This window comes from uncultured Sulfitobacter sp. (genome assembly GCF_947499945.1).
GTDB lineage: Bacteria > Pseudomonadota > Alphaproteobacteria > Rhodobacterales > Rhodobacteraceae > Sulfitobacter.
This window is the reverse complement of record NZ_CANMQD010000010.1, coordinates 23,259-36,486: the sequence shown is the minus strand read 5'-3', so window position 1 is coordinate 36,486 and position 13,228 is coordinate 23,259. Positions and strand designations below refer to the sequence as shown.

The following is a 13,228-nucleotide window of genomic DNA, read 5'->3' as shown; positions in this document are numbered from 1 at the left end:
GTTATTCTCCGGGAACGAGCGCAGGCGAGCCTTGCGCGGTTGTGCGGTCAAGGATGCGCAGGGCCATGAGGGCAGCCGCGACAAACAAAAACGCCTCGAATGTAAAGACAGCGCCGAAGGCGGCACCATCGGGCATGGTGGTCCGTAAGATATCAACAGCGGCGGCCCCTGTAAGACCGCCAAAGCCTGCGGCAATCGCTTGGGCAGCGCCCCAAAGACCCATGCGGGTACCTTCACGACGCTCCCGCCCGTCAGAAGCAAGCGTCATCATGGAACCAATTGCGGCAACAGCGAACATGCCGTTAAAAAAGCCGAGGCCTGTGACCAGCGCGGTGAGCGGGGCAAATGATACGCCCGTCCCGTTGAGCGCGATGAGGCCGAGCAGCGCAGCAGAGCCGAGGCATCCCGCTGTGACCCACCCACGCAAGCTGCCGCGTTTGAGGCCCGTCGCCATAATGCCAACCGTCAACATACCAAGGAAGACACCGCCGTTTTGGGCACCGCTAAGCTGGGTCGATTGTCCCGGGGTGAAGTTGAAGACGAGGCCTGCGTAAGGCTCTAGGATCAGCTCCTGCATGAAGTAGGCGTTCATTGAAAGGAAGACAAAGAGCGTGAAATTGCGCGCACGCGGCTCGGCCCAAATCTCGCGCAGACCTGCCATGAAGGGGGTTGCGGGTTCTTGCTCCGTCACGATGAGGCCACGCTCGATCCGCCCGACGGCGACAATGGTGAGCAGCATTGCGGCGGTCACGACCACAGCGACCACAGCCATGAGGCGAGCAGGGGAGTAAGGGTCAAGGAAGCCGCCCGAGAGGCCAGCGGTGAGCGCAATGCCAAAAATCATCATCAGCCAAGTGATCGTTGCTGCGGCAGCGCGGCGGTTCGGTGCAGTGGTTGTTGCAAGCAGCGCCAGAAGCGAAGTCCCAGACGCGCCGACACCAAGGCCAATCGCGGCATAAGCCAGCAGGGACAGGCCGAGCGCGAGCGCATAGCTGGCAGTGAACAATGTCACGGCATAGGCGGCGAGCAGACCACCCAATGCCAGCACCGCCATACCGCCGATAATCCATGCAGTGCGGTTGCCGCCTTTGTCAGAGATAAATCCCCACTTCGGGCGCGACAGCTGGATTCCATAGTGCAGCCCGACAAGCGCACCGGGCAGGACGGCGGGGAGGGCAAATTCGACAACCATCAGACGGTTGAGTGTCGAAGTGGTGAGAACAACAATTGCACCGAGTGCCATTTGCACAAAGCCCAACCGGACGATCTGGAACCATGTCAAATACATCTAAAGCCCTCTCAGTGCAAAGGCGGCGATCATCATGCCGCTGATATAGAAGAGGATGCCGGTGCCCTGATACCACGGAGTCTTACCCTCTGGATCGCGCAGCAGGATGCGCATTGCCGCGAGTTGGACGCCCAGCATAATGGTGACACCAAGAGCATGCAGCGGTTTGTCCCACCACAGCAGGAGGGCAACAACAGCAGTTTGAGGCACAGCCATGATGATGCAGGCAAGCCGCGCGGCGCGGTCAGGACCGAGGGTGACAGGAAGCGAGCGCAGACCCATCTGGCGATCACCCTCAATCGCTTTGAAATCGTTGAGCGTCATGATGCCATGGGCGCCCAGGCCATAAAGAACGGCGATCACGATGATAGGGGTCGAGGGCGCACCAGCGGAAAGGACAGCGGCACCAGTGATCCACGGCAGCGTTTCGTAGGCCAGACCGCACAGGCCCGGACCCCACCAGCCCGAGCGTTTGGCGCGGATCGGCTCGGCCGAATAGGCCCAAGCCGCAGCAACACCCATCAGAGTGGCGGCAAATCCCCATGGTCCAAGCTGGTATCCGACAAAAAGCGACAGCACAGTCATGGCAAGGGCAATCCACAAACCCCACTGACCCGGAATACGGCCAGAGGGAATCGGGCGATGTGGCTCGTTGATCGCATCGACGTCTCGGTCGCACCAATCATTGGCTGCTTGGGACATGCCGCAAACGACAGGGCCTGCAAGAATCACACCCAGCAGGACCAGTCCCCACTGGCCAGATGGCGACACACCAGAAGAGACAGCTCCACAAAGATAGGCCCACATGGGGGGGAACCATGTAATAGGCTTTATCAACTGCAACGCGGCAGCAGGCTCCGGCAGGCGGCGCTGAATGGGGGAGGTGGCTAAGCTCATACTGTCAGAATAGTCTGACACTTGGTTCTGGAGCAAGTGTAAACTTGAATTGACACATGGACAATTTGCAGCAGGCAAGCGCCGTTGCCAAAACAGTGTATTGGCCTTACTCACTAAGTGTGCATAAAATTGCACTTAAACCTTTACTTAGGGCGCTACCAGCCTAGGTCTTTAGGTGAAAATATAGGAGAATAACTATGAAACTATTCGCAGCAACAGCATTGGGCTTCGCGCTCATGAGCGCTCCCGCATTCGCAGAAGGCCACGCAACAGGCGACGCCGAAGCCGGTGAAAAGGTATTCAACAAGTGCAAAGCGTGCCACATGATCCAGGACGCTGACGGCAACGACATCGTAAAAGGTGGCCGCACGGGTCCAAACCTGTACGGACTTCTGTCTCGTGTCGCAGGTTCGGCCGACTTCCGCTATGGTGATTCCATTGTAGAAGCTGGTGAAGCAGGCCTAGAATGGAACGAAGAAGAGTTCGTGAAATACGTAGCCGATCCGAAGAAATATCTGGCTGAATATACAGACAACAAGCGTGCTAAGTCCAAAATGGCCTTCAAACTGAAGGACGAAGAAGATGCGGCAAATGTTTGGGCCTACATCGTATCAGTTGGTCCAGCACCAGCAGACGGTTGAGCTTTTAGCCCACGTTAAGAAAATGGCGGCCCCTCGGGAGCCGCCATTTTTACATCTAGCATTTCATTTTCAACTGACTTGTACCCGATCAAATGTCTGGTTCCAGATGTTGCGGGCCTGTTCGATTGCGTCATCCATACTGGTCGGAAGTATATCAACGCCCAATGCTTTCACATCGTTATAAGACGTCTCGAAAATTGCACCGCTCACCATGATCGCCGCATTCGGCGCGCTGATACGCAGCGCTACAATCAGCCGCGCAAGAGGCGCGAGGCCGTGCTCCCCGCCCGCCGACAGGCCAACAAAAGGCGCGCCCGACGATACGGCATATTGCACAATCTCGTCGTGATCCAAGTCCCGTTTGAGCGCAATATCCCAACCATCTTTACGAAATAGGTCGGCAGCCATTGAGACGCCAAGGAGATGGGTTTCACCTGGAACTGCTGTAAAAAACGCTGTTGGTTGTGACTGAACCGAAGCTGTCGGGCGGAACATTGGTTTCAACCCACGCATCACCGCATAGATGTGTCCCGTCGCTGCCGTCACTTCGGCAAAACTGACCAGATCATCCTCCCACCAATTACCAAGCGTTTTAGCAGCTTCCGCGAGATAGGCGATATAGACCGTCTCGACAGAGGCTCCCCGCTTTCGCACACGATTAATAAAAGCGATTCCCGCTTCAGCACCAGGCTCCATCAAAGCCCGGGCAAGCTCGTCGATTTTCGCTTCACTCGGAAAGACGACTGAATCAGACGGAACAGAGGGATGATCAGACAAACGTTTGATCACCTCTCGCGCCAAAGCAGCAAATACATCTTCTGGTAGTTTTTCTTTTAATGTCCCTATTTCTTTAACTGCCTCACGATAGAGACCGTCATGAAACAAGGACCGACCGCTATCACGATCTGTCATTGACCCCCCTGACGCAACGTGGCTAACGCTGCAACCTATAGGGTAGCGCAACTTATGATTCTTGCAAGAAAGTTCGGTTCACCGGCGGTATAGTGCATACAGCCGCATACAAATATTAACTTCGATAATATGAATTATGTAATTTTAAAGACTAATACGGATCAATTGCCCGACTTGAGTAAGTCGTACTTTCGCAGCTTTACATAGAGCGACTGACGCGACAGTCCGAGCATCTCTGCCGCCGCCACGCGGTTGTTCGAGGTCAGCTCGACTGCGGTTTCAATACACATCTTTTCAACAACATCAGTCGTCTTGGCCACAATCTCGCGCAGTGACTGGCTGCCGATGAGGTCCACGACAGATTGCATATCAACTTCACCCAACTGATGGGTTTCAGAACGGGCACCGTCCGCGCGGCTGATGTCACGCAGGATGAGTGCAAAAACAGGATCCGCCCCGGTTTGAACGTGCGTTGTTGAAACCTCCACCGCTCGCTCTGCACCAAATTCCCCTGTGACACGGGTGGTATAGGCACGCATCATCCCGCTGCGGGCGGCATTCTCAAGCATAACGTTGAGATCAACAGTCCCGCGCCCGAGGAAATCAACGATCGAACGTCCTTTGAGCGCCTTACCATGTGTCACGTCAGCAAGATTGAGGAACGCCTCATTTGCGCTGAGAATGACGCCCAAGCTGTCAACGAACACCATCGCATCTGCGCCGCGCTCATAAAGACCTGTTAGGTTGCTCTGCAGGCTATCAGATTTGAGGGTTTCTGGAACTGTGGCGGTAATTCGGCACAGCATTGCCTGATCACCGCCATTGCGGAACAACACAGGCCGCAATGTTACCATACGCGACGGTGTGCGTGCCTTGATCATAAGTTGTGCGGTCGCACTCTCGTTCGCTAAACCGATTAGTTGGTCCACCAATCCGCCTCTGCCTTTGTCATCGAGCACATGATCGAGGGATACACCCACCAGATCACCGCCTTGCTTGCCCAACAAAACACGCGCAGCAGGATTACAATCCTGAATCTTACCGCCCGGCAGGGACACGAATAGCATTGCATCCTCAATAGAGGCCATCAGCACACGAAACTGCATGTCATGGACACGGCGTGTCTCGTAATCTTTTTCAAGTGTAAGCTGGGCATTGATCAACTGCTGCTGCATCTCGGCGACCGCACGCAGGTCACGCCCCATCAACAAGATTTTGCCGTTCTCGCCCACCCGGTGAAAGCTATAGCGCACAGGAAAACTCGACTGGTTGTCAAAATCCTTGTGGTTCAATTCGACTGTGCGGGATTTCTCCGGCGATGCTTGAAACTCGGCCAGCCGCTTTTCGAACTTGGATACACTCTCGGTGGTGAAAGTATCGCGCAGCAACATGCCTTCGTAGCGCATCAGCGCGTCTTTTGGACGAAACGCGGGGTTGGCAAAGACACCTGTGACAGTACCGTCAGGCGCCATCACAATTCCCAGATCGGCAACCCGCCCAATAATGTCCTGAAAGCTCTCCGAGCCGATCAGCGGGATTAGTCCGCTTGTCCATGTGCCGTCCGTATTCAACATTAGGGTTGTACTCTTTGCGCGCAAAAACTTAGTGCGGCTTGCCAATCATTCATTGCGTGATCCGCACCGATGACCGCGCTCACATCACATTCTCGCTCTAAAACACTTCCGCCCACCAACACAGGCACCCATGGATTTCCATCGCGGACCTTTTTCACTACTGCCGTGAGGAAATCAAGCGGCTCCCATGGGGACGCAGATAACATAACACCGACAGTTGCAGGAGAGCTGACAAACTGGGCAATCTGATCGAGTGGTAAATCGCATCCAAGATGCACATCATATCCGGCACGGCGCATCTGTCCTGCCAGAATACTAGCTCCCAGCGAATGCTGGACACCTTCGGGCACAATAATGCAAATTTCGCCCAATGTGCCAAAGGGCGCACGCTCTGGCATGCACCAGCTGGAATCGAGCGTGCGCAGCATCGCTTGCAAATTCGAAACACCAACGGTCACTTGGGAAAATCCCATTTCATCATCAACCCATCCTTCACCCAACCGACGGGCGACAACGGGGATATAAAAATCAGCAATGTCGGTATCGCGGATACCGCTGCAGCGCATATCATCAAGGATCTTTGTGATGTTCTTCGGATTCGGCTGGGTCAAAGCAGCCTGCATATCATCAAGATACCGCACCAGAGCACGCGGCGGCATGTCGGGATAGATCAACCGAAGCTCACTCGACAGCACAGAGAGGACCTGACGCGCCACACCGCCCACAAATTGTGGGGGCAAAGCCGTACCGTCTGTCGCATCTTGTGACATCATTCCTCCGTCTGGCCTGTAAAGCAGGAAAACTGAATGTTTCTAGTGAGATCGCCTCTATGGTCTATGGCCCCTATACCATTGTCAATTAACATTGACATGCAGTTTAGTGCACTCTTTTTTTTCTATATTTTACAATAGGTAAGCTAAACGTGTTTAAAATCAGTCAATTTTCAAAAGTGTAAATCAAAGTTGACACTTGGTGTATTCGGTGTCAAATTTCTTGAAAGGTTTTAACCAGAGGATCACTAGATGGGACGCCCGCAACAGCGCAGCGCACAATACCAGCCGCTCTACACCCCTGCCCAACGGGCGCGGCGGGATGGTTCTGTCTGGACGCTGGTGCAGGGGATATTGGCCCCCGTTCAATTCGTGATTTTTCTGATCTCGCTGGCTCTTGTTCTGCGCTATCTCACCACGGGTGAAGGCTACTATGCCGCGACGGTTTCGGTGCTCGCCAAAACCGCCGCGCTCTACCTCATCATGGTCACTGGCGCGATCTGGGAGAAAGTCGTCTTCGGCCAGTACCTGTTCGCCCCCGGCTTCTTCTGGGAGGACGTGTTCAGCTTTGTCGTGATCGCCCTTCATACCTTATATTTATATGGGCTAATCACAGGGTCAATTGTGCCGCAAACGCTGATGCTGATCACACTGGCCGCCTACATCACATACGTTATCAACGCAGGTCAATTCCTGTGGAAACTGCGCATTGCGCGGCTGCAATCTGAGGTTCCCGCATGAACGATCTGACACCCCCTCCCCCGGCACTTGGTTGCCGCACTTCCCCTGTTCTCAAGCAACGCGGACAGCGTGAGGTTTTCTGTGGTTTGACAGGTATCATCTGGCTGCACCGCAAAATTCAGGATGCGTTCTTTTTAGTTGTCGGTTCACGCACTTGTGCACACCTTCTTCAGTCTGCCGCAGGTGTTATGATCTTCGCCGAGCCACGGTTTGGCACAGCGATTCTCGAAGAATCAGACCTCGCCGGGTTGAATGACGCCCATAAAGAGCTCGACCGCGAAGTCGCGCGCCTTCTGTCACGTCGCCCTGACATTCGTCAGCTTTTTCTTGTGGGTTCCTGCCCCTCCGAAGTGATCAAGCTCGACCTGAGCCGCGCCGCCGAGCGCCTCACCCAAGAATTTGCACCCAAAGTACGCGTGCTGGAATATTCCGGTTCCGGCATTGAGACGACATTCACCCAAGGCGAGGATGCCTGTCTTGCTTCTATGGTTCCCGTGCTCCCGCAGTCAGATGCGCGTGAGTTGCTGGTTGTCGGTGCATTGCCCGATGTGGTTGAGGATCAAATGCTTGGCCTGTTGGAAGCTATGGGCATCGGTCCTGTGCGTGTCCTGCCTGCTCGCAACATTGATGATGAAATGGGTATCGGCGAAAACACCATCTATGCCCTGACCCAACCTTTCCTGAGCGAGACTCACGCCGCACTCGAGCGCCGCGGTGCGAAACATATCCAAGCGCCCTTCCCCCTTGGCGAAGAAGGCACAACAGCATGGCTCTCCGCCGTTGCAGAAGAATTCGGTGTTGACCGCGACCTGTTCGACAAAGTGACCGAAGCCCCCCGCCGCCGTGCCCGCCAAGCAGTCGCAGCAGCCGCCGAAACGCTTACAGGCAAGACAGTCTTCTTCTTCCCCGACAGCCAGTTGGAAATCCCCCTCGCCCGCTTCCTTGCGCGTGAATGTGGCATGACCCCGCTCGAAGTCGGCTCCCCCTATATCCACGATGCGCTGCACGGTCCCGATCTTGACCTGCTGCCCGAAGGCCCACAAATCTCCGAAGGCCAAGACGTCGATCTGCAACTCGACCGCTGCCGCGAAGCGCGTCCCGATCTGACGGTCTGCGGCCTCGGCCTCGCCAACCCACTGGAAGCCGAAGGGCTGTCCACCAAATGGGCGATCGAACTGGTCTTCACCCCTGTTCATTTCTACGAACAGGCAGGCGATCTTGCCGCCCTCTTCGCCCGCCCCCTACGCCGCAAGGGCATCCTCAAGCATGGCGAAAGCACATCTGATCCGATGTTCGCGGAGGCCCGCGCATGAAGCTCACCGTTTGGACATATGAAGGCCCGCCGCATGTCGGCGCGATGCGCGTTGCCACTGGCATGACGGGTCTGCATTACGTCCTGCACGCACCCCAAGGTGACACATACGCCGACCTGTTGTTCACCATGATCGAGCGCCGCGATCACCGTCCACCCGTGACTTACACTACATTTCAGGCCCGCGATCTGAGCCGCGACACAGGCGGTTTGTTCAAGCAAGCCTGTCAAGAAGCCTATGACCGTTTTAAACCCGAAGCGATGATCGTTGGCGCCTCCTGCACTGCCGAGCTGATCCAAGACGACCCCGCAGGTCTGGCCGAAACTATGGGCCTGCCCGTGCCGATTATTCCGCTGGAACTGCCCAGCTACCAGCGTAAAGAGAATTTTGGCGCGGATGAGACATTCCTGCAAATCGTGCGCCATCTGGCAAAGCCGATGGAAAAAACTGCGCGTATCTCCTGCAATATTCTTGGGCCAACTGCCCTAGGCTTTCGTCACCGCGACGACGTGCAAGAGATCACAAACCTGCTTTATGAAATGGGCATCGAGGTCAACGTGACCGGCCCGATGGGCTCCTCCCCCTCAGACATTGCCAAGATGGGTCAGGCGCATTTCAACGTGCTGCTCTACCCTGAAACGGGCGAGAGTGCGGCGCGGTATTGCGAGAAAACATTTGGCCAGCCGTACACTAAAGTCGTGCCGATCGGCGTTGGCGCCACAAACGATTTCATCGCCGAAATCCGCGCCCTCACAGGCAGCACCTCCACTATCGATATGCAGAACTCTCGCCAGTCATGGTGGAGCCGTTCAGTGGACAGCACCTACCTCACTGGCAAGCGCGTGTTCATTTTTGGCGATGGCACACATGTCGCCGCCGCTGCCCGTTTCGCCCGTGACGAGATGGGTTTCGAAGTCGCTGGCATGGGCTGTTACAACCGCGAATTCGCCCGCCCAATCCGCGCATTGGCAAAAGATTACGGTCTTGAGGCGCTAATCACCGACGACTACCTCGAAGTCGAGGAAGCTATTGAGGCGCTCCAGCCCGAAATGATCCTTGGGACACAGATGGAACGGCACATCGGCAAGCGTTTGGGCATCCCCTGCGCCGTAATCTCCGCGCCCGTTCACGTTCAAGATTTCCCCGCCCGCTACTCCCCCCAGATGGGTTTCGAGGGCGCGAATGTCTTGTTCGACACATGGGTACATCCGCTGGTCATGGGTCTCGAAGAGCACCTGTTGCACATGTTCCGCGAAGATTTCGAGTTCAACGATGCAGCAGGGCCAAGCCATCACGGCGGCCACGCACCTGCGTCGAAATCATCACAAACAGAAGCACCAGCACAGCCACAACTGACCCCCGAAGTTCAGCCTTCAGGCGAAATTATCTGGCTGCCACTTGCGGAAAAAGAGCTCAAGAAAATCCCGTTCTTCGTGCGCGGCAAAGCACGCCGCAACACCGAAGCCTACGCAGTTGAAAAAGGGTTGGCCGAAATTTCGGTCGACACCCTCTATGATGCAAAGGCCCATTATGCGCGATGAATTAGCCGGACCTGTCTATAACTTCGTAATCATCACACTCGACCGGCACGCCGCCGGACCTGCCGCCCGTGTGGCGCCAGCGCTTGCGATGGATTTCCCGGGTCTGAACATCAAAATTCACGCAGCCGCCGAATGGGAAAAAAACCCCGCAGCACTGCAAGACGCTCTGGATGACATCGCTACGGCCAACATCGTTGTGAACTGCGTGCTGTTCCTCGAGGATCATGTCCGCGCCATTCTGCCCGCCCTCAAAGGACGCCGCGATGCGCTAGATGCCCTTGTTGGAGTTGTCTCGGACCAAGAGATCACACAGCTAACCCGCATGGGCGATCTGGACATGTCGCGCCCTGCAAGTGGTGCAATGGGTTTGCTAAAAAAGCTCAAGCCGTCGAAATCATCCGGCAAATCCGGCGCAGGCCAGATGAAGATGCTGCGCCGCATTCCAAAAATTCTCAAGCTAATCCCTGGCAAAAGCCAAGACCTGCGCGCCTGGTTCCTCGCCATGCAGTACTGGCTCGGCGGCTCCGACACGAACATCGAAAACATGATCCGCTTTCTGATCGGGCGCTATACCAGCGTGGCCGAATGGCGCGGGATCAAAGCAGCCGAGCCTGTCGATTACCCTGATTGTGGCCTCTATCACCCCGATCTGCCCGACATGCACATCACCACTGATCTGGATGATTTGCCGATCAAAGGGAACGGCCCGACCATCGGTATCCTGATGTTGCGCAGCTATATCCTGTCGGCAGATACGGCCCACTATGATCACGTTATTCGCACATTCGAGGCTAAAGGCTGTCGCGTGATTGCAGGATTTGCGGGTGGTCTTGACGGTCGTCCTGCGATGGATGCCTACCACATGGGCCGCATTGATGCGCTGGTCTCGCTCACAGGTTTCTCCCTCGTTGGTGGCCCTGCCTATAACGACAGTGACGCAGCCGTTGACGCACTCAAAGCACTCGATGTGCCCTACCTCAACGCGCAACCGCTGGAGTTCCAAACGCTGGCTGAATGGGCCGCGGGTGGTCAGGGCCTCAGCCCCATTGAGACGACGATGCTGATCGCGTTGCCAGAGCTAGACGGTGCTACCAACCCAACTGTTTTCGCGGGCCGTCACGGCTCGGATGGATGTGACCACTGCCCCGTTGCGTGCAAAGCGACAAGCGCCGTGAAGGCCATGGCGCCCTGCCCCGAGCGCATCGACGCGCTGGTGGACAAAGCCATGCGCCTCGGCACACTTCGCCGCCAGCGCAACGCGGACAAAACCGCTGCAATTGTGCTCTTTGGTTTCCCGCCAAATGCGGGCGCTGCTGGCACTGCTGCGTATCTGTCGGTCTTCGAGAGCTTGCACAACACCCTGCACGAGATGAAGCGCAGCGGCTATGATGTAACGCCCCCAGCCACCGTTGAGGAGCTGCGCGAGGTCGTCCTGCACGGCAACCGCGAAGTCTATGGTCAAGAGGCCAATGTCGCTACGACCGTAACCGCTGATCAACTGGTCAAGCGCACCCCATGGCTGTCGGAAATCGAGGCCGTCTGGGGCCCTGCACCCGGCAAGATTCAAGCAAACGGCCGTGAGGTCTTCATCCTCGGTGCGCATTTCGGCAAAGTCTTTGTCGGCGTTCAGCCCACCTTTGGCTATGAAGGCGATCCGATGCGCCTGTTGTTCGAGCGCGGTTTTGCCCCCACCCATTCGTTCAACGCATTCTATCAGTACATCAAGCATGACCTGAAAGCCGATGTCGTTCTGCATTTCGGCATGCACGGCGCGCTTGAGTTCATGCCCGGTAAGCAGAACGGTGTCGGCTCCAAATGCTGGCCTGACCGCATGATGGGCAACCTGCCAAATATCTATCTCTATGCCGCCAACAACCCGTCCGAGGCGACACTGGCCAAGCGCCGCATTGGTGCGACGACCGTGACCTACCTTACGCCGCCGCTGCAGAATGCGGGTCTGTATAAGGGGCTGACGTCCCTCAAGGAGTCGCTGAACCAATGGCGCAGCGCCTCGCCCGAGACGGACAGCAGTGATCTGGAAGAATTGATCCGCGTTCAGGCCGAAGCCGTTGATATGGACGCCTCTAACCTCGATACCCTGTGGCTCACGCTCTTGGAAACCGAGGCGAGCCTGATCCCCGAAGGGCTGCACATCGTCGGGAAAACGGGCACGGCTGAAAATATCGAGACAACCCTGAACCAGATGGATTTCGCCACGCCGCTGGAGCGTGCGACCGCGAAAAAGCATCTCAGCGAAGATGCCGAATTGCCCGCGCTCATGCGCGCGCTCAACGGTCAATACATTGCGCCCGTCCACGGCGGCGACGTGATTCGCGCACCCGATATCCTGCCCACGGGTCGCAACATCCACGCGTTTGACCCCTTCCGCATGCCCACCGCAGAAGCGATGATGAACGGTAAAAAGCAAGCCGATGAACTGCTGCGCACCCATGATTGCATGCCGCGCACTGTGGCGCTGGTCCTTTGGGGCAGTGACAACATCAAATCCAACGGCGGCCCGATTGCCCAGGCGTTGAGTTTGATGGGCTGCACCGCACGCTTTGACGCCCATGGCCGTCTGTGTGGTGCCAATCTGGTGCCACTCTCTGAGCTGGGCCGCGCACGTGTTGATGTCATTATGACGCTGTCCGGCATCTTCCGCGACCTGCTGCCCTTGCAGACCAAGTTGCTGGCCGATGCCGCCTACCAATGCGCCATTGCGAATGAGCCGAATGAGTACAACCCGATCCGCGCCCATGCGCTGGCATTTATGGAGAGCAACGGCTGCGATATGAAAACCGCCGCTTTGCGTGTGTTTTCCAATGCCGAGGGTGCTTATGGCTCCAATGTTAACCAACTCGTCGACAGCTCTGCCTTTGATGACGAAAGCGAATTGGCCGACGCGTACCAAGCGCGCAAAAGCTTTGCCTACGGCATGGACGGTGAGGCGAGCCAGCAAACGGCGCTCCTTGAGGATACGCTCAAGCAGGTCGATCTGGCTTACCAAAACCTTGAATCAGTCGAGTTAGGTGTCACATCCGTCGATCACTATTTCGATACGCTGGGTGGCATTGCCACTGCGGTAAAACGCGCTCAAGGCGGCAAAGAACTGCCCGTTTATATCGGTGATCAAACCACTGGCGGCACCAAAGTACGCACCCTGCGCGACCAAGTCTCGCTCGAAACCCGCGCACGCAACTTGAACCCCGCGTTCTACGAGCCGCTGTTGAAACACGGTCACGAGGGTGTGCGCATCCTTGAGGCGAACATCACCAATACCGTCGGTTGGTCCGCAACCACGGGCAAGGTGGATCCATGGATTTACCAACGCCTCTCCGAGACTTTCGTGCTCGATGACGCGATGCGCAAACGCCTGTCGGACCTCAACCCCCAAGCGTCCATGCGCATGGCCAACCGCCTGCTCGAAGCATCGGACCGCCAGTATTGGACACCAGACGACGCAACACTCGCCGCGCTGCAAAATGCTGCAGACGCCATTGAAGACCAACTCGAGGGCATTGCAGCCGAATGACCTCACCGACTTTGAATAA

The 13,228-nt window shown here is 56.5% G+C and carries 10 protein-coding genes; 5 read left to right on the top strand and 5 right to left on the bottom strand.

Translation table 11 applies throughout. The features are described from left to right. Position 1: 1 nt before the first annotated feature. A complete protein-coding gene (locus Q0775_RS19325) occupies positions 2–1,288 on the bottom strand; it encodes a BCD family MFS transporter (protein WP_298865076.1) in 1,287 nt (428 codons plus the stop codon). Further along, entirely contained in the window at positions 1,289–2,185 is an 897-nt protein-coding gene (gene chlG / locus Q0775_RS19320) for a chlorophyll synthase ChlG (protein WP_298865074.1), read from the bottom strand. A 197-nt stretch (positions 2,186–2,382) separates the two neighbouring features. Here chlG and Q0775_RS19315 point away from each other — a divergent pair, with 197 nt between their 5' ends. Beyond that, complete coding sequence (locus Q0775_RS19315) at positions 2,383–2,826, top strand: c-type cytochrome (protein ID WP_298865072.1); 444 nt, start codon at positions 2,383–2,385, stop codon at positions 2,824–2,826. 69 nt (positions 2,827–2,895) lie between these two features. Here Q0775_RS19315 and Q0775_RS19310 read toward each other — a convergent pair whose 3' ends face one another. The 3 genes from Q0775_RS19310 to Q0775_RS19300 all read right to left on the bottom strand — a co-directional run bounded on the left by Q0775_RS19310 (position 2,896) and on the right by Q0775_RS19300 (position 6,082). Beyond that, a complete protein-coding gene (locus Q0775_RS19310) occupies positions 2,896–3,738 on the bottom strand; it encodes a B12-binding domain-containing protein (RefSeq protein WP_298865071.1) in 843 nt (280 codons plus the stop codon). A 161-nt stretch (positions 3,739–3,899) separates the two neighbouring features. Further along, positions 3,900–5,312 carry a transcriptional regulator PpsR gene (ppsR, locus tag Q0775_RS19305; RefSeq protein ID WP_298865068.1) on the bottom strand — a complete coding sequence of 471 codons (1,413 nt, stop codon included), beginning with the start codon at positions 5,310–5,312 and terminating at the stop codon, positions 3,900–3,902. Beyond that, on the bottom strand, positions 5,312–6,082 hold the full coding sequence (locus Q0775_RS19300; protein WP_298865065.1) for a B12-binding domain-containing protein: 771 nt from the start codon (positions 6,080–6,082) through the stop codon (positions 5,312–5,314). The genes ppsR and Q0775_RS19300 overlap by 1 nt, the downstream gene beginning before the upstream one ends. 252 nt (positions 6,083–6,334) lie before the next feature. Here Q0775_RS19300 and bchF point away from each other — a divergent pair, with 252 nt between their 5' ends. From bchF to Q0775_RS19280, 4 genes are read left to right on the top strand one after another with little or no spacing between them, the layout of a single operon-like run. Then, positions 6,335–6,823: a 2-vinyl bacteriochlorophyllide hydratase gene (bchF, locus tag Q0775_RS19295; protein WP_298865062.1), complete on the top strand. Its 489-nt coding sequence runs from the start codon at positions 6,335–6,337 to the stop codon at positions 6,821–6,823. Continuing rightward, a complete protein-coding gene (locus Q0775_RS19290) occupies positions 6,820–8,136 on the top strand; it encodes a ferredoxin:protochlorophyllide reductase (ATP-dependent) subunit N (protein ID WP_298865059.1) in 1,317 nt (438 codons plus the stop codon). Before bchF ends, Q0775_RS19290 begins: the two co-directional genes overlap by 4 nt. Further along, on the top strand, positions 8,133–9,677 hold the full coding sequence (gene bchB, locus Q0775_RS19285) for a ferredoxin:protochlorophyllide reductase (ATP-dependent) subunit B (protein WP_298865056.1): 1,545 nt from the start codon (positions 8,133–8,135) through the stop codon (positions 9,675–9,677). Before Q0775_RS19290 ends, bchB begins: the two co-directional genes overlap by 4 nt. Next, a complete protein-coding gene (locus Q0775_RS19280; protein WP_298865053.1) occupies positions 9,667–13,209 on the top strand; it encodes a cobaltochelatase subunit CobN in 3,543 nt (1,180 codons plus the stop codon). The genes bchB and Q0775_RS19280 overlap by 11 nt, the downstream gene beginning before the upstream one ends. Positions 13,210–13,228 lie beyond the last annotated feature (19 nt).

Coding starts and splice junctions, on each gene's coding strand:
- bchB (WP_298865056.1), top strand. CDS start 8,133: ATGAAGCTCACCGTTTGGACATATGAAGGCCCGCCGCATGTCGGCGCG.
- Q0775_RS19310 (WP_298865071.1), bottom strand. CDS start 3,738: ATGACAGATCGTGATAGCGGTCGGTCCTTGTTTCATGACGGTCTCTAT.
- Q0775_RS19280 (WP_298865053.1), top strand. CDS start 9,667: ATGCGCGATGAATTAGCCGGACCTGTCTATAACTTCGTAATCATCACA.
- Q0775_RS19290 (WP_298865059.1), top strand. CDS start 6,820: ATGAACGATCTGACACCCCCTCCCCCGGCACTTGGTTGCCGCACTTCC.
- ppsR (WP_298865068.1), bottom strand. CDS start 5,312: ATGTTGAATACGGACGGCACATGGACAAGCGGACTAATCCCGCTGATC.
- bchF (WP_298865062.1), top strand. CDS start 6,335: ATGGGACGCCCGCAACAGCGCAGCGCACAATACCAGCCGCTCTACACC.
- Q0775_RS19315 (WP_298865072.1), top strand. CDS start 2,383: ATGAAACTATTCGCAGCAACAGCATTGGGCTTCGCGCTCATGAGCGCT.
- chlG (WP_298865074.1), bottom strand. CDS start 2,185: ATGAGCTTAGCCACCTCCCCCATTCAGCGCCGCCTGCCGGAGCCTGCT.
- Q0775_RS19325 (WP_298865076.1), bottom strand. CDS start 1,288: ATGTATTTGACATGGTTCCAGATCGTCCGGTTGGGCTTTGTGCAAATG.
- Q0775_RS19300 (WP_298865065.1), bottom strand. CDS start 6,082: ATGTCACAAGATGCGACAGACGGTACGGCTTTGCCCCCACAATTTGTG.